The sequence below is a fragment of the Paenibacillus wynnii genome, from assembly GCF_030812855.1.
GTDB lineage: Bacteria > Bacillota > Bacilli > Paenibacillales > Paenibacillaceae > Paenibacillus_AQ > Paenibacillus_AQ wynnii_A.
Map to the genome: position 1 here is coordinate 41934 of NZ_JAUSTK010000016.1, position 17852 is coordinate 59785.

Annotated in this window: 12 protein-coding genes; 3 read left to right on the plus strand and 9 right to left on the minus strand. The window is 37.7% G+C overall.

Translation table 11 applies throughout. From position 1 onward, the window contains the following. Positions 1-1119: 1119 nt before the first annotated feature. From J2T20_RS15845 to J2T20_RS15880, 8 genes are all read right to left on the minus strand, one after another. The gene (locus tag J2T20_RS15845) at positions 1120-1410 is read right to left on the minus strand and encodes a hypothetical protein (protein WP_307589888.1); all 291 of its coding nucleotides are present in this window, start codon (positions 1408-1410) and stop codon (positions 1120-1122) included. Between the two features lie 606 nt (positions 1411-2016). Further along, on the minus strand, positions 2017-2610 hold the full coding sequence (sigK, locus tag J2T20_RS15850) for an RNA polymerase sporulation sigma factor SigK (RefSeq protein WP_307589889.1): 594 nt from the start codon (positions 2608-2610) through the stop codon (positions 2017-2019). A 272-nt stretch (positions 2611-2882) separates the two neighbouring features. Then, positions 2883-4154, minus strand: a complete 1272-nt coding sequence (locus J2T20_RS15855) for a DUF6602 domain-containing protein (protein ID WP_307589891.1) — start codon at positions 4152-4154, stop codon at positions 2883-2885. Between the two features lie 496 nt (positions 4155-4650). Beyond that, positions 4651-5352, minus strand: a complete 702-nt coding sequence (gene sigK / locus J2T20_RS15860) for an RNA polymerase sporulation sigma factor SigK (protein WP_307589892.1) — start codon at positions 5350-5352, stop codon at positions 4651-4653. Positions 5353-5523: 171 nt separating this feature from the next. Continuing rightward, positions 5524-5952 carry a hypothetical protein gene (locus J2T20_RS15865; protein WP_307589893.1) on the minus strand — a complete coding sequence of 143 codons (429 nt, stop codon included), beginning with the start codon at positions 5950-5952 and terminating at the stop codon, positions 5524-5526. 322 nt (positions 5953-6274) lie between these two features. Next, positions 6275-7918, minus strand: coding sequence for a recombinase family protein (locus J2T20_RS15870; RefSeq protein WP_307589894.1), 1644 nt, complete (start codon positions 7916-7918; stop codon positions 6275-6277). Between the two features lie 500 nt (positions 7919-8418). After that, positions 8419-8556: a hypothetical protein gene (locus tag J2T20_RS15875; RefSeq protein WP_307589896.1), complete on the minus strand. Its 138-nt coding sequence runs from the start codon at positions 8554-8556 to the stop codon at positions 8419-8421. 70 nt (positions 8557-8626) lie between these two features. Continuing rightward, positions 8627-9394 carry a helix-turn-helix domain-containing protein gene (locus tag J2T20_RS15880; RefSeq protein WP_307589897.1) on the minus strand — a complete coding sequence of 256 codons (768 nt, stop codon included), beginning with the start codon at positions 9392-9394 and terminating at the stop codon, positions 8627-8629. 807 nt (positions 9395-10201) lie between these two features. Between J2T20_RS15880 and J2T20_RS15885 the strand changes: the two genes are divergently transcribed. From J2T20_RS15885 to J2T20_RS15895, 3 genes are read left to right on the plus strand one after another with little or no spacing between them, the layout of a single operon-like run. Then, entirely contained in the window at positions 10202-11206 is a 1005-nt protein-coding gene (locus J2T20_RS15885) for a tyrosine-type recombinase/integrase (RefSeq protein WP_307589899.1), read from the plus strand. Next, the gene (locus tag J2T20_RS15890) at positions 11203-12303 is read left to right on the plus strand and encodes a tyrosine-type recombinase/integrase (protein ID WP_307589901.1); all 1101 of its coding nucleotides are present in this window, start codon (positions 11203-11205) and stop codon (positions 12301-12303) included. The genes J2T20_RS15885 and J2T20_RS15890 overlap by 4 nt, the downstream gene beginning before the upstream one ends. Further along, positions 12300-13265 (plus strand): tyrosine-type recombinase/integrase, encoded by a 966-nt coding sequence (locus tag J2T20_RS15895; RefSeq protein WP_307589903.1) that lies wholly within the window; start codon positions 12300-12302, stop codon positions 13263-13265. The genes J2T20_RS15890 and J2T20_RS15895 overlap by 4 nt, the downstream gene beginning before the upstream one ends. 221 nt (positions 13266-13486) lie before the next feature. Here the strand turns inward: J2T20_RS15895 and J2T20_RS15900 are convergent, their stop codons facing one another. After that, on the minus strand, positions 13487-17554 hold the full coding sequence (locus J2T20_RS15900; protein ID WP_307589904.1) for an AAA domain-containing protein: 4068 nt from the start codon (positions 17552-17554) through the stop codon (positions 13487-13489). Positions 17555-17852 lie beyond the last annotated feature (298 nt).

The following is a 17852-nucleotide window of genomic DNA, read 5'->3' on the forward strand; positions in this document are numbered from 1 at the left end:
ATTTTCCCGTTGTATAACGACAATGTGTGCAGTTAGAACACGCATAAAAGAATCTACCGTTTCACTGTTTTTCTTAATTACCATGAGCTTTTACAGCTAACGCAAAAAATTGTTCATTGATGATTTTGATATCTTTATATGTCCTTCGGCATCCTAAATAATTACTACATCCTACAAACAAAGGACTCTTCTCTTGGCAAGAATTCCTGTTCTGCATGTCAATATTTATACTGGCTGTCTCATGTTCATATTTATCCAAATTATAACATCATATTTCAAAAGTTTTACATGGAAATCCTACTTTTTACATAATTCTTTTGAACTACACGTCTAATTTCCGACAACAAAAAGGTTGAGAAAACAATTCTGAGTGAAGAAAGCGAAATTTTTAATATATTGAACCGCTTCGGAATACGACATAACCGACTAAAAGACCAAATATTAAATTACGATGCGGAAGTTTACTTCCCTTGGATGTTCTATTATTTCCTATCAAGCTTTGACGCCTTCGCGAAGTTGCAAGCCCGTCAATCAAACTAAAGCAATGTCGGGGACGAAAAAAGTAAATAAAGACCTATAAAGGGCTGGGGCTTACGCATATAATCGGGTTACACATTTGTTTGACTCGACGCCATACCATCGACAAAAAGTGCGGAACAATCGCCGGGACTCCTAACCATTCGTGTTACCCTTTCAGAAGTTTCCCAACCCTTATAACGAAGTTTTACGGGTGCTATTATGGATCCCTGTTTTTCGCTATAAGGCAAAAAAATAAGACCCCGCCGCCTTCCGTTGCGTTCAACAGTCAGCAAAGCGGGGGGGATTGAGTAACAGCGGTCATACGGCATTACTTGAAGCGTCGGCAGTTGCTTTTTTTCCGATACACTTTATTTCCCGATCGACCTGTTGTTCCGTCAGTCAAGCTTCATGATCGCTGTTTTGCGTGATATTGTACCGCTACACGTCCGAAGTCGAACGTCCCTTGTTCAAGCGCCGTTTTGAAGTTTTCTTTATGCGTACCAATGCTGTAAACCCCTTAAGTTTGATACGTCCTTACGTCGCGGGGTCAAGCCGTTTTGTGACAAAAAAAAGCGCCGGGGGTTAGCCCGACGCCTACGATTATAATTTATCAATCAATTCTTCTGCTTCCCTTAGTTCGTCACTGTCAAAGTCATCTTTGAACGCATCATATAACTTATGCGCCGCCCTTCTGCTCATACTCGCTTGCCCTTCGTAAAGGTATTGAAAGGTTTCGGCTTCACGAAGTTGATATTGGATCGCGTTCGTCTTCTTTTTCAAACTCTTAAAACCGTTCGCTTCGTTCTCTTTTCCTTCCGCCATACTGGTACTCACTAAGTAGTCGTTAACATGGTCACGAATTATATCTACAAGTTTGGAAGTCATTGACATAGGATATAAACCCCTCTCTATTTATAAAGACTAGACTAATATTACCACATTTTAGGCAGCCAATTCGACGAAATAAGCGCGGGGAACGAATCCCCGACGCCTATCAATTCACCTACCTTTATCTGCTTTACTACGCTGATAATTGCTTTTCAACCTTGTTGTACGCTTCGTTGTATGCTTCTTGCAAACCCTCGACATGTCCGAAGTTACTTGATGCACTCTTATGCGTTTAGTTGAATCCGTAATCCTTGTCGCTATGCGGCGATGGTAATTCGATGATCGTTCGCGGTCTGGAATTTTCAAGCTTCCGTTGAATTTCCACCATATGCGTGGCGATTTCGTCCGTTGACATATCGTTGTAATTTTCATCGCTGTGATTTCCTTACCGTCAATAAGAAGTCGTTTGCATCTGGAAAAGTAATTACGACGCTTTGACATCCCCGTTTGACGCGGTTCGTTGTAAGACATTCGGCGAAAATCACAGAGCCTCCTAAAGGCGTTCTTTCTATATGCAGTGTTTGATACAACTATGTTTACTTGGCATGAAGCTAAAGAGCATTTGGCATCCGTAGACAAGTCGCAAGTCGCTGTCTATATGCTTTATTACTAACGGATAATACTCGTAGTTATGACACTGTGCTCATCGCTTCCCTTATAAAACTCATGATACAGCTTCATGAGTGCCCTTTTCTCAATCCGCGACACATAACTCCGCGAGATCCCAAGCTCCTTCGCGATCTCCCACTGCGTCCTCTCTTCCCCACCAGTATCCAGCCCAAACCGCCCTACGACAACTTCCTTCTCCCGGTCATCCAGAATCTCCAGGTTGCGGTATATCTTACTCTTCTCAATGTTAAGATCTACTGTAATCAGCAGATCGTCGGCTCCCGAGCCTAGAATATCTATCAACGTAATTTCATTACCTTCCTTGTCCGTTCCGATGGGATCGTGCAGCGACACATCTTTGCGGGTCTTTTTCAACGATCTTAAGTGCATCAGGATCTCATTCTCAATACAACGGGCAGCAAAAGTAGCCAGCTTGGTTCCCTTATTAGGACGGTAGCTCTCGATAGCCTTGATGAGTCCAATCGTTCCGATGGAGATCAAATCCTCCATATCCTCACCGGTATTGTCGAATTTTTTGAGGTTATGAACACGATACGATCTCAAATGGCATATCGGCAACCAAACATGCTCCAATCACATATCTCCCTCTATGTTCCAATCCTTCAACAAAATCGAGTACGACGTTGTTTGGGCTTTTGCGCTTCCTTCATTCGGCACTGGGTAAGGGAATCCATATGAAAAAAACATAGAGTCTTACTCACATATGATTTTTTCGCCATAAAAGAATAAGATAAATGCTCTCATTCATAAGTTATTTGATATTTCATAATGGCTTCAGTTTATGACGTAGGTTTATTAAAATGTCCAGTACATTTTTACTGTTGTTTTAAACATAAATGCAGTTTTTATTCATTTCTAGCTTGTATCATCTTATTAACCCAATTAGTCAGTCTACCTGATTTATTTTCGGCAGCGTACCACTTACCATTAACAGTAACAACTTCACACTGATCAGTTAACAAATGCAATGTTTTCTTTTCAAAAGTAGTCAGTCTCTTTTCAGAAAGACTCTTTATAAGATCTTCTAGTTTTGCACCTTTTTGGTCCAACCATTTTTGGAACCCAGGATCCTCTGTATTAAGCTCCTGATGTAAGCAAAGCCAATTGATTATGAACCACTCTACTTCGTCAAGTTCCGCAGGTTTCCACTCCCCAAATAATGGCTCATGATCTAACCCTTCTTTTGGGATATAAATATACCTTGTTTCCCACCCTATTTTATCATCATTTTTTGTGGCTTTAGTCAGCAGAAATGGATGAAAGCCTTCAATATCAAGATCTTCACCAAAGATTTCATCACTAAGGTTGTATTTATAGCTTAGCTTTGTCCAAATAAACTCAAGGAGTATTAAAAATGGATTGTGTGTTGATGAACCATAGAAATTCCAGTTACCTTCCCGATCTAGAGGACTTATGTAAGGCATAGCATCGAGTTTTGCTAATACGCTATTATTACATATAATTAGATCGGGAAAGACTGTTGGACTAAAGCCCTTAATGCCTAAGTTCTTTTCTATATATTTATAAAACGCTTCTCTTAGAGCAAATTCAGAGGAATATCCATAGTAACCAAATATAATTCTAACTGGCATCATTTCTTCTATTAACAAGCTGTGATATATCATTTGTTCATGTAAAGGTAGGTCTTTCACTTCTTCATAGTCAGGGAGTTTTTTCTGAACTACATGTCTGAACGCATCTCTAAACGCTTTCATATTTAACAACTCATTATTTGGTTCAGTAATTGAGTATATTTTCCGCATTTTATCGTATGCATCTATCAAGCCATCTTGATACAAGTTTTTTTTAACTTCTAGGACTGCAATTACTTGAGAGAGCTCATATATAAATTTGCCTGTATACGGGATGGCTTCACCTTCTCCCTCTACTATCATACAGTCTATTTCATTACTAAACTCACCTAATTCATTCCGTATTTTTCCGGACACAATCCTTATATCTAATCCTTTAAATATAGCCTTATTCAGGAGATTGGCTGTAAGCCCTTCATACATATCGCCAATTGTAGGACCGTGCTTAATTATGCTGTATTTTTTCAATAATTCTTTTTCCTTGGTCATAAGAGAATTCAATAGATCGGCTACTGTTGTAATCAATTTAAATCCACCTCTCAACTGCATTATACTTCCAGTATACTATCAAGAGAGCATATGATCGCAGAATCAATGATAATATTCTTATACTTTTCAACAATTTTAGCTGGGCTAAAGTTAGATGTAGCTTTCCGCTAACCCTCTCCTTCTTCGGGAGATATTTTTTAAGAGTACTCTTACTAATCCCAATAATATCAACAACTCTTCTCATTCTGTGTGTTCGAATCATCATAATCGCATTATTCATTAAAGCTTCAAGAGCAAGAAGACAAAGTTTAGCTGTGTTTTCTTTTTTAGAATATATTCACCTCTAATATGACCTTTCCTTTTAATAGAATATTTGCCACCAAAACACCCATTAAAATGCAATGTCTGTGATCTCATCAGGTCTTCATTCTCTAGAGGAAACCCATCAAAACAAAAAGCAACTCATCCGCAGACAAGTCGCCATTTTAACGTCTTTTAAGAAATACTACTTTATTAATTATCGTTTCATTTCTTACCGCTTCACCTTATAAAACTCATGATACAGCTTCATGAGCGCTCTTTTCTCAATCCGCGAAACATAACTGCGCGATATCCCAAGTTCCTTCGCAATCTCCCTCTGAGTCCTCTCTTCCCCGCCTGTATCTAGCCCGAACCGCCCAACCACAACTTCCTTCTCCCGGTCGTCCAGAATATCAAGGTTCCGGTATATTTTACTCTTCTCAATATTAAGGTCTACAGTAAGCAGCAGATCGTCTGCTCCGGAGCCCAAGATATCTATCAATGTGATTTCATTACCCTCTTTGTCCGTTCCTATCGGATCGTGCAGTGACACGTCCTTCCGGGTCTTTTTCAACGATCTTAAGTGCATCAGGATCTCATTCTCTATGCAGCGGGCAGCAAAAGTGGCCAGTTTTGTCCCCTTGTTGGGACGGTAGCTTTCGATCGCCTTGATGAGTCCAATCGTTCCTATGGAGATCAAATCCTCCATATCCTCACCTGTATTGTCGAATTTTTTTACTATATGAGCGACTAAGCGTAGATTATGTTCAATTAGTATATTCCGAGATTTGGAATCTCCTTCCGCCATACGTCCTAAATGTAGGCTCTCTTCTGTCTCCGTTAACGGCTGTGGAAATGCATTGTTCCTAACGTAAGACACCAGCAGTGTCAGTTCTTTTATTAGCAGCGCGACGGCACTTATCAGTCCAGGCACTTGCGACACCTCCCGTATATGTACAATGAATCCCATCTGTGAGCCCTACGGGTTCATGGTCATTGTTATTGTATGTGGGTGGATGCCTAGAAGTGCCTGTACAGCAAAAACAGGTGCATAAATTAACTTAAAAATTGATTTCTCTTTAAAAGACGTCCTACATTTTGTGGGTTACCAATCTGACAGATCGAGCTCTCGCTTACAAACGTCGCACTGTACTTTAACCACCAAACCAAATCCAGTTGGAATAAAAATGTAAGCAAGTTTTGCTCCGGTCACATCCTCTGGCTTACAAGAGTCCCATTCATTTATTTTCTGTTCCATCTCCCCAGACACATGAAAATCCATCCCTGTACTCTCGGATATATTCTTGGGCCCCAGTAATTGATCACGTATATGACCAACATAAATCAAACGCTCAATTTCATCAATTACGTTGGCGAAGTCGTGTACGTTCATATTAAGACCATAATTTCGGTTTAGTCCTCGGTAATGTTGTAAAAAAACTCTCTTCGCATCGATTTCGGTGTACCCTAACCGCTTTAATTCATTTATTACTCCAACAGCATAAAGTTTTCCCTTCAACCTCAGATCATCCATCTTTCCAGATCCCCGCTTCCTTTGTGTGCTATCTAATCGTACTTTTAAAAGGCTCAACTATTCTTATTGCTCATCCTTTTAAAATAGGTTTCGGAGCACCACTGAATGAGATTTTCTCTTTCTTTCTCATGAAGTTTTACAATCTGGTTCAACACAAAAACACGCTGAGCCACATCTTTAGTAAATAGCAGCTGATCCCTATAGTAATTCCTTTGAGTATCGAAAGGTGAGTTGCATCTTTTATGTTCCCTATATGTTTCCACTAGATCTAGGTGTAGTTTATATATCTCCATGAACCCCATAATTCTCTGATCCTCTCTTGTTACATATATAGTCTTTTACTTAGGGCTAATGGAATTTTCTTTATTAATTTATCTTGAGTATTGGAAAGTTCGCCTAAGCTCCCTACAATGCTGATACTGAGCCCTTCTTCCTCTGCCTTAATGATGATTTCATCAATAAGCGTTTCAACGATGAAGCGCTTCTCAATAAAAGCGAGCGTTGCTCCTTTGCTGATAATAAACTCATTTATCCGTTCAACTGCCTTTAAATTTTCCTCATGAGAAAAATGCCGATCCCTGTGTGTCTTAATCTGCACATCATACAGCTCAAGCTGAGATTGAAGGTCATTAATCTCTCTTGTTAGTTTATGAGACTCGGTAGCAAGCTCCTCTTCAGAAATCACATCCCGCCGGAACATAATTTTTAACTTGTCCGACTCTTTTCTTTTCTCATCAATTTGAGATCTGATAAAACCAGCGGTTAATTCCAACTCATCAACAATCTCTTCAACTTGTCCATCTAATCTCTCCATATAGTCTTCCGGATTAGACAAGGTCTCCATTACCATATCCCAAATGAACGCTTCAAGAACGTCTGCTCTGATACTTCGTCGAGTTGGGCATCGATCAGTTGTAACCCCGTATATCCTGGGGTTAAGATTAGGACAGCGATAACATCTGTACTTTACTCGAGATCCTGTTACTTTATCATGTCTGCCAGAGTAGGTCGTACCTCCCCATTTACGCCCACAATGACCACAACGGATTAGGGATTTCAATAAATATTCAAAATGTACATTTCCGCCTCGGGTGTAATTCTTAATACGCTGTTGCCGTGCCTGTTCGAATAACTCTTCAGAGATAATCGGTTTGATTTCAACCAGTATCCAATCACTTCTGTCTCGTACTGTATATGTCTTTTTAGGAGCGCCGGTTTGAGTCCGTTGTCCTTTGATCTTCTTCACTTTTCTGCGGTTGTAGTAGTACTTTCCGATATAAATTTCTGAGCAAAGTATCCTACCAATTGAGCTTGCTCCCCAATTTCCATTAGTTGAACGCTTTGGCGATACGCCCATGGTAAAAAGCTTGTTCCCGATTTGACGAATCGTCATTTTGTCGTTTAGATACCAGTCATAGACCTTCCTTACATAATCTGCCTCATGTTGGTTTACAAGGAGCTGTCCTTCTACCCAATCGTAACCAAAGGGAGGGACGCGCATAGGCATAATTTTTTTGTCTTTTTCTACGGCTTTAAGCCTTCCCCGAACTGTTCTTTTCTTAATAAGCGAAAGTTCATATTGAGCAATGACACTCATCAAGTTAAAAAACAACTGACCTTCGGGTGTGTTCTGGTACTCGGTATCCACAAAAATCAATTGAACATCACGTGTCTCGAATTCCCGGCACAAGAATAATTTATCTGTTAGATCACGCGACAGACGATCCGGATGGGTAATAATAACCCGTTCAACCAAGTGAGTATTAATGGCTTGCCGAAGTTCATTCATTGCTGGCCGATCAACATCCTCCCCGCTAAAACCCTCCTCGCGGAATACTTTAATGGAATCGTGCGGTATGTTCATCTCCTTTGCTCTGCACATACAGAGTTCAAGCTGGTGATCTAAGCTGTGGCCCTCTGCAACCTGCATCCCTGTGGAGACACGTCCGTAAATTGCGGTGTACATACATCCACCTCCTTCCCTTGTTTTTACTTTTGTTCTTCATTTGGTCTGGCACAGTGCTGAAAAGAACGATAAATACTTATCCCGATCGTATGAAATGATATGTTGTTCAATAGACGAACAGTTAACGAAGCCGACATTCATTAATAAAGCGACTTTTTGTGTAGTCCACTGAATCGAAACACACATCGACATGAATAGGGTCTTACTCAGACCATTGCCCTTTGATATCTAATGGGCATCTATACCACTTGATACCGAACTTTACTACTTGCTACGGATTAAACCGTTCTCTTTGGTGAGTGACATCTGAGAGCCTTCACATAGGAACGTTTGTTCGTAATAGTTATCATATCCAGTTGTATAGAAAATAAACCAACTGAGGTCAGTTGGCTTTAAAAATTACTTTTTTTAGTAAGTAATCGATGACTTTATTTTTGTTTATGTTGGCCTTTATAGTGTAAGATTCTACTGCAGTTGGTTTATAAGTCTGATCCTCACTATTATTTTGTTTCATCTTGTTTAGGATCCTTAGTATCAACATTATTTGAACACTTCTCTTCTTCCTCTCTAATCCATTGTTCAATCATTTCAAGTGCTTTCCTTCTTGCCGAATCATTAATAGGCCATTTTTTAGTCAAAATAAAAAACCTCCGATATTGTAATATCAGGAGGTTTCACACAATCGTTTGTTTTCTTTCAAATGTATATTTAGTTATACGGGCGAAATTCAAGAGGTAAACAGAAAAAACCACCCTTTCTAACACATACTATTGCTCGATTTTTACGCCCGTGTACTGGAGTTATAATTAGCCCCTCAACACAATTGTACTTACTTCGAAGACTATATGATAAGTCGAGGACATCTTCGACACTCCCCGTTTTATTAAAGAATTCAATTAGGAAATTTCCCTTTTGACACTCAACTCTTAAAAAAGTAAAAATATCAGGTATTGTTGTATTAATTATATAAAACCTTATCCATGATTCCCCAAATATTGTTTGCTCCAGTAAATCCTCAAATTCCTTTTTAGAAATTTTATTAATCTTCAAGTCAAAAAAATGATAAACAACCCACTCTTCGGAACAAGATTCATTCGTAAGCCAATTAGGCGGAACTCGGTATAAAATAGCTAATTGTGCAAGTAACTTTGGAGTGTTAATTAAATCCTTTGATAATATATTTTGGACAGAAGCATGCGAGTGATATCCTAGCAAATCAGCTAACTCTCGATATGTATAACCAGTAGAAAAGTGAAAAAATTCTAATCTAGTTCTCAATCTAACTGTAGTAACAAACTCATTATAATATTTTGGAGAGATTCGCAAGAATGGATTACACGCATAATCTCCTTGTAGAAAACGATTAATGTAATTTACCTCTAACTCATTTTTCTTACCAATGTCATTTTTATGTCTACAAATATTTACGGCTGCACTGTACATAACCATCATTTCCAACCAGGCCTCGGAACCCATTTTACATCACCAGAATTATTTTATTCAATCTAGTGATCTATGCGGATTTTGTATTTTTGAAAATACAAATCACACAAAACTTTTATTCTGGATAATATAGTGGTGGTGTACTTGGTTAAGGATATTTGCTCTCATGATCACTAGAGGAAACAAAACTGTTACAGCTGTTAAGCATGAAAGAGAATAACAAGTATGAGCCCAAAAAGGAAAGTAATTAAGTATGTATATGTTATTTTTCATTTCTTCTCAGCCACCTCCTTCGCAAAATATATTGATCATGAAGTGCTACTTTCACTTTAGTTAATTAAAGAAATTCAATTTCGATACTCCTGAGAGCACCCATTGTTAACTTACAATGGAACGGTACTAGCAATCATTTCCAGCTACTAGAAAGGATGTTGTGTATTTGTGTATATATGTTCATAAATTAAACTCAGGAGAATTCGACATAATTCGACTTATTATCAAATAAGAAAAATTATTCGATAATTTCTGTAAATTAAAGTAAAAAAACCAGTACAAAGAAAAGTCCAAGTTAGGACCATTCATTCGCACTGGCTTAGGTCAATATATTGACAATGAACCAATAGCACTAAAAAAAGTGAATTGGTTTAGAAGACTCTTTTATAGTCAATTAAACATTAAATGCCAATTCGGCGCATGCCCATGGCCACAATTAAAATTAGTGTTACATGTAAACATTTTACCATTACCTGCCTAATGAATCTAGTACTTTAAATCTATTTCTAGCAAGCAATGTCTAAAAATAATAGTTTTGACCAATAATATGATAATGAGGTGATTAAAGTGCATAATTCTCTATTTAACGCTTCCCTAAGTCGCAAAGAAAAAAAAACAGTTAATAACTTATCAGCCACAAATCGCGCGGTAAAAGTCAAAGATTTTCTTGGTAATCCGACTTTCGAAGATTTTATTAATGCTCTAAAGAAACGAAATGCATCTTGTATTCGTGAAAACTACAATAATATTGCCTACTTTTTACGATTTCTTGATAGTTCAAATACACTATTAAATTACTTAACGCTTAAAGATGTTAAGAATTTCGAAAACTTACTTCTTAGTAAAATCAATTTAAAAGAAATAACAAAAAAAACAGCTTATACCAAATTAAGCTATCTCAAAAAATTCTTAAGATATCTTTATTTAAATAATATTATTACATTTAAATACGATATACCTCCAGTTTTTCAAAATAATAAAGTAACTCGTGATAACGAGTATGTTTTTAACAATAACAGACTTGCTTTAATTGAAGCAATTTTTAGAAAAAATAGTGAACTTATGCTTCGAGATCTAGCTATTGTTTTATTACTAATTGAAACCGGTTGTAGACCAATTGAAATAGCACAATTGAGGATAAGAGATTTCAATATTACTGAATCAGGAATTACTTTGTACTGTAGTAAATCTGGACAGAGAAACCTGCATATTCACAATACGGTTAAAAGACAGTTAAAGCGATACATTGATTATCGTATTAATGTCAAGGCAGAAACTGAACATCTCTTTTTACTCGAAAAACTTAATCCTATGAATACAGAAGCAATAGGTGGAATTATAAATCGATATAACAAATTAGCATTTGGTAGAGCTTATTTCTCAGCTAAATCACTTAGACATACTTTTATAACAGACTCACTTAATGATAGAAATGATATCCATGATGTAGCAAAAGCGGTTGGACATAAACATCTTGTTTCGACGATGCATTATTTTTATCGTTGCTTGGAGACATTGCTCGCAAATACACTCCCTTACAACCCTGTAAAAGGAATAGGTGATATTGTATGAAATTGGATATTAAATCTAAGTATAATTATCAAGAAATGTGTGATGAGCTCGGAATTGATTATGAATCTTTCCTGTCATTTATCCAAACAGGAGGGGGTAATTCACCCAGCCCTCTCAAGCCAGAAATAAAAGTCTTGCCTGCACTAGAACAATATACCGAACACTTAAATGCATTGTTATCACATGAAAAAATCTCAATAAACACTTTCAAGACTTACACTAATTTTTTAGAGCGTTTTAAGTCTTATATAACAACTTCTTATCCTGAACTTATGTTATTAGAATTAAACCAGGTGTTCTTTCTAGATTTTCTGAAAAGTGTTAAATCCAATAAAACAATCAATCATTCTAATAGAACATATAACACGTATGCAGCAATCATTCGTGCTTTTCTAAATTTCTGTTATTATAAAGATCTCACTCATAAAGAATACAAAAAAAACTTCACTTTCAAGCCAGTAAACTTGAAGCCTAGATACTTAAAAGATGATCAAGTTACAGCCTTCCTCAAAGAGGTTTTGCAAACAACTTACGGATACCTTTATCATGCTATTTTTAGTTTTTTACTTGGTACCGGCTGTCGGGTTAGTGAAGTACCAAAACTTCGCGTCTGTGATTTTGATATTATTAACAACATTGTTCATATAAAAGGTGGGAAGGGAGGAAAAGACCGATACATTCCCATCTATGATGAAGTTAAGAAAATCATCCTTGACTATCTCAACTTAACTGGTGTAAGTGAGTGGAGTCCCAGACTAACAGGCTATTTATTTAGTAGAGATGATGGCACGGAACGTAAGAAATCTATTGGCATAAGAAGTATTGAACGAATGGTAAAAGTAGTAAGCAATAAGCTTAAATTCGAAGAAAATTACACCGTTCATAGTTGGAGACATACATTCGCAGTAAGATGTTTGCTTGCTAATATGAAGATTGAGTATTTAAGTCAAATAATGGGCCATACATCACCCGAAACAACGTTCATATATCTTCAACTTTTACCAAAGGATTTACAGCAACACGTCACAGACAAATATCCCTTTGCTTTTGAGAAACTATTAGTTTCTGCTTTTGGGATAGAAGATGATGTGCTATGAAAAGTCTATATCAAGAAATTGAGTCTTTCCTTAACATCACGACTTATACAATTAGGACTTATAATACCCATCGTCGAAACCTTCAAGACTTCTGTAGTTATTTGTCAAATCTTAAAAGCATTCCAATCCCAGAAGTTCATTTACTCAATATATATAGTTTGCGGGATGCTAAAGGTAATTTGATACGTATTATGCCAGTTGATTATAAAATCATAGATAATTACATGGTGACAAAACAAGACTGTTCATATAATCAGCTTTTACGTTTAACATATTCTCTTGGCAGTTTTTTTAGATATCTTGATAGTAATTATATGTTTCCTAATCCAATGAGACTGATTACTTTTAATATTAAAGACATGAAGCCCAACAAAAGACCAGTTAACACATTATCAAGAAGAGATGTTTTAAAGTTCTTCCATACGTTAATATCAACTAGCACGTTTTATGTTAGAGACCTAACACTGTTCAGTATCCTGTTTGGAACTGGTTGTCGAATAACTGAGATTCTCACGCTGAGAGTACGGCATATTGATTTTGACTATGAATTTATTACTCTTGAAAAGACTAAAAATAGAAAGACGCGAGTCGTTCCCCTACGTCATGGAATGGGTAATGTATTAAAGTGGTATTGTGAAGACCAAGTGTTAGGAATTAATGACTATTTATTCAAGAACAATATGGGCCGGCCAATGCAATATAATAACGCAAGAAAGCTTTTTAAGAGATATTTAAAGATGGCAGACATACCGGAAAATCATCTTCATATTCTTCGTCATACCTTCGCTACACATTTATTCGAAGCTGGAAGTGAAATGCCCCTGATTCGACAGCTGTTGGGACAAGCAGGCGAGGCAACTACATTCGGTTATGTGCATCCGAATTATATTAGAAACTATGGTCTAAAAAATACAAACAATAAACAGTTATATGCATTACTAGAAAGTTATCTTGAGATCTAGTTATTTTTAGTTTATCACCAACAACAATTAGCTCCGCGGCAATAGTCATGCGGTTCTCACCAAGACGAACACTCCGCAATGTCAACGTGATGCACCCAGCTCATCCCAAATGTCTTGTACGGTCGATCATGAATTAAGTATCAAAAGAAAAAGGTATGAACTGAACATTGATTTTTTATGATTTCCTTCAACTTTGACCAAATGAGAAGCTGACCACTTGGTCAGCTTTTCACCTTCAACTTTTCCACATGTTGACGTACTTTATCAAGCTCACCAGAACGATTTTTCCACCAGTTACGGCTCCATATCCGATGTATTGTCCATCCGTGACTTTCTAAGAATTTCTGCCTGTAATAGTCCCGTTCCCGTGCTACCTTTGAGGAGTGAAACATAGCCCCGTCACACTCAACCCCAAGGATGTAACGTTCATTGTTATTCGGGTGTATGATCCCTAAATCAATTCGATATCCTGAGAGACCTACTTGTGTATCAACTGAATAATCAAGATCCAACAACCCTTCGTATACTTCATATTCAAAGGGACTATCGAATACAAGATCACTCCGCCCATTCACAGCATTACCGTCCAATAAACCATTTAGAATTCGGCGCACTTGTTCTTGATCTCCGTCAGATACAGCCTTACCGTATTCTAAATAGCGCTTAAAGAGTCGTACACCCGATGCATATGTCTCTGCCCGATTCCATTCCCGTGGATCAAAAGAACATATGATGTGGATTTTTTTCTTAGCCCGGGTTACTGCAACGTTCAAGCGATTTTCGCCTGCCCCTTGGGATAAAGGTCCAAAATTGCTAACCATTCGCCCTTCCTCGTTTTTGGCATAAGCTACAGAAAAGAAAATAATATCCCTTTCGTCCCCTTGAACATTATCGATATTTTTTACAAACAGCCCTACATACTCATCCCCGTTTCTACGACTTTTTGCTTCTTCTATCAGGACTTGAACCTCAGGATCTTTTCTTCCCTCTTCCTCCAGCACTTCATAGATTGCATCCGTTTGAGGACTGTTAAATGTGATGATACCAATTGTTGGTCTCGACTCATCATTTTTCAAAGTATCAATCACCAGTTCTACTATCATTTCTGCTTCTTTTCGGTTTTGGTTATTAACCCACTTTCCCTCTACTTGATGAAAACTTATTGGCCTTCCTTCTGGACGGTGGGCAGATGGAGCAATCTCCATTCGGCAACCGTAAAAAGCATAATTAGAGAAGTTAATTAACGCATCATTTTGGGAACGATAGTGCCACGTAAGCCAAATATCAGCAAAATATAGTTTACTCCATTCCAGCAAACTTTGGGCTTTATCCGCACGTTCCTGAAGGGCAGCCTCTTCCTCCTCGCCTTCTTCTTCTTCTGAAGAATTCTTAAAATAATCGCTAGGCGGAAGTTGTTTTTCATCTCCGGCAACAACCACTTGCTTAGCCCGGTATAAGGTTGGTATAGCATTTTCAACGGAACATTGAGATGCTTCATCGAAAACAACCAAGTCAAATAAACCAGAAGTCATTGGAAAAATAGTAGAAACCGTCTCAGGGGTACAAAGCCAGCATGGAATCAGCTTTAACATATCATCGGAATAGGCCGAAAATATCTGTCGAAGTGTTAATTGCTTCCGTTTCTTCTGAGCTTCTCGCTTCAAGTTGGATTTTGCACTAATTCCTATTTCGTTCGCCTTTACACCTAATCGCTGATTGATCCAACCTGGTACCGCTTTACGCTTTTCTTTATGCAGTTTAATATAACGGGACCTGTTTCGCTCAAAGATTTCCGTCGATACGTCTTTAACATGTGGCTCCTGTTCTTCGATTTGGAGAAGCCAAGCGTGCAAGAAACTATTTTCTATAAGATTAATCCAACTATCCTCTTGAGAAGGCATTTTGTCCTTACATCTCTGTAGGAGCTTAGTATTCAAATCATCCGTTTCTGCCTTCAATTGATCTAATCTGCACATACTATCAAATTGTTCCAGTGTTTTTACCATCTCATTAAACAAAGAAACGCTCATAGTACCCATTTTGAAGTCTTTCGAAATATTAATTATTTCTTTTTCACCGAGATACTTATTCAAGATTTCTAAAGCACTAATTAAAGAAGCAGTCAGCTCTCCTAACTGGATAGCTGAATTCAATTTATTCTCAAATTCATCCTTGAAAGATGAATTCGTTATTGGAGTAACCCACTGCGGAAATCTTTCTGAAGTTTCTAGATATGCACTCAAGAATTCAATAGCCTGCTGCTTCTCCAATCGCCACGTTTCCCAATCCTGGACATTGACTGACAGTGGTATGTCCTCCAGTACTGAGTGATGGATAGCTTTTTGCTTAACTTCTTCCATAGATAAGTAAAGATCCAGTTGAGATTGCAATGTCATTGGACTAATGCCCCGCTCAGAAGCAACTGCTTCTACTTCACGGTGTGTTCTCCGCCATTTCGTCGAGAAAACTCTTGTCCATTTTGTCTGGTAAAATCTATAGATTTTTATTTTTTCAACCATTAAGCGAGCTTCCTCTACAGAATATCCTTGAACTGGCATATTATCTGTAGCCCACGTACGTATCATCCTATCAAGCTCGCTAAACGTATTACGTACGGCCCGAAAATCCGGTTTTTCCTGTTTCCAATACATAGCTACCTTAATATTATAGCTAGGCATTTCTTTGTGTAATTTTTTTAAAATACTAAGGTGTTTCACATGATCTTCAGGGACAGTTGCAAACTTTTCTCGAGCTTGAATGTCATGTGCTTTATTGATGTTATCGATAATATTGGTAAGTAAAGTATGAAGTTCGTATTGGTGATCAGTTGAAAAGCTGGCAAAGCTCTTTCTGTTAGACCAAGGGTAGTCATTTCGATCATATTTTTCCATTAGTTCAATGATTGTTTCAAGCTCAACTTTTCGTCTTTGCAAGTTCGTATATGTAACACTCGATATTAAATCCTTTACAGACATAATCAAACGGTCATCCCATATGGCTTTGGAATAAACCTGATGAAGTGTCCTTCCAAAAGGCCGCTCTTGATGTAATGAACTAGCGACAGCATTCAATTTAGTGGCCAAGGTATACATTTCGTCCGATATCTGCTCATGTTCGTTGCCATTCCCCAATAGAGTGCTATTTTCAAAAATAGACAATAATGTAGCATAAGCAGTGTTACGATCTTTCATTGAATCTCGAAGCAATGCTGCGTGTCGATTTAAATTCAGACTACTCAACCGATTGTAAACAACTTCGAGAGCAACCGGTTTTTGACAGACAACCAATACCTTTTGTCCTCGTGCCAACCGATCTGCTACCAAGTTGGCAATCACTTGTGATTTGCCGGTTCCAGGTGGACCATGAACAATAAGTCCTTGTCTGTTTTGAGATGCTACAACAGCTGCCTCTTGACTTGCATCCGTATCGAGAACAAAAAAAGTCTCCTTTTCGTGGACGAGATTTAACACTTCATTGTCCACTTCCTCCAAATCGCTTTCATTAGCATTCCCACCCAGCATAGTAGATAAAATTCCTTCATTAGGTGGATTCTGCATTAAGTGGTCGTAATCTTGCAGCAGAGGACTTGTACTTTGCCTAAACTTCCCCATAACCATAAATGGTTTTAAAACAAAACCAGATCCATACTTTGGGATATCGTCCTTACGCATATCTGGAAATGGAAGTATTTTAGTATCATTATCCCACTTTATGCTCACTCTATTTTCTTCCAAAAAGCTTATTATCTTATCTAAAAGTTCTCGAGGTTTACATGTTTCTAGTTCTGTAGAAAGCTGAGATAGATCCACATTGCAAAAGCGTCGCAAAGCTAATTGCAGGGAATGATTAAAGAATGGGACTTCTTCCTCCTCCCATTCCAAAGCCCAGTGAAGACTATTACGAACTTTCAGCCTCACAAGTTTAGCCGGATACAAGAGGATAGGAGATCGAATATAAAAATCTGGATTCACATAGCCTTCGAGAAATCCGTAGGCCACATGAAAAACGTTAGCTCCTGTTTCTTGCTCTATCAAATCAATTTCTCGTTTGAGACTTGTCAAAGAGCGGCTGTGATTACTCCACATGTCATCAATCGATGAGACAGGCATTAGGAATATTCTCTCTTCTTGAAGACGATCCAATATCATAAAGCCTTGATTGTCTGGGGAATTAGTAAAGTGAAACCCATCAAAATGATTTTTTTTATGTAATTTCATGAGACGAAGACTTGCGTTTTTTGCAGTAAGATCGGTTAGTCGATCCTGAAATTTTTTTAAAAAATCTTGCAAGTGGAAAGGCCCCTTTCTATTTCTAATAATCTATGCTGATCTTTCATTTGATTCATTCAAGTAGGACTTAAGGATTATTAATTAAACACATTTATTGTATACCAAATGGAAGAATTTTTCTTTATAAGTTACTACATCTATTCTTGCCACCATAATCGCTAAATCAGCCTACTCTGATAAGCTATTATAAAAAGTGGATATTATAGAAAAACTCATAGTAAATTTTACCTAGCACTGATAGACTGAAAAATGTATTTTATTATCAGTTTAGGAGGAGAAACGTTAACGGATTTCACGC

Excerpts from the sequence above, each read along its gene's own strand:
- J2T20_RS15845 (WP_307589888.1), bottom strand. The coding sequence starts at position 1,410 with ATGTCAATGACTTCCAAACTTGTAGATATAATTCGTGACCATGTTAAC.
- J2T20_RS15865 (WP_307589893.1), bottom strand. The coding sequence starts at position 5,952 with ATGGATGATCTGAGGTTGAAGGGAAAACTTTATGCTGTTGGAGTAATA.
- J2T20_RS15870 (WP_307589894.1), bottom strand. The coding sequence starts at position 7,918 with ATGTACACCGCAATTTACGGACGTGTCTCCACAGGGATGCAGGTTGCA.
- J2T20_RS15880 (WP_307589897.1), bottom strand. The coding sequence starts at position 9,394 with ATGGGTTCCGAGGCCTGGTTGGAAATGATGGTTATGTACAGTGCAGCC.
- J2T20_RS15890 (WP_307589901.1), top strand. The coding sequence starts at position 11,203 with ATGAAATTGGATATTAAATCTAAGTATAATTATCAAGAAATGTGTGAT.
- J2T20_RS15895 (WP_307589903.1), top strand. The coding sequence starts at position 12,300 with ATGAAAAGTCTATATCAAGAAATTGAGTCTTTCCTTAACATCACGACT.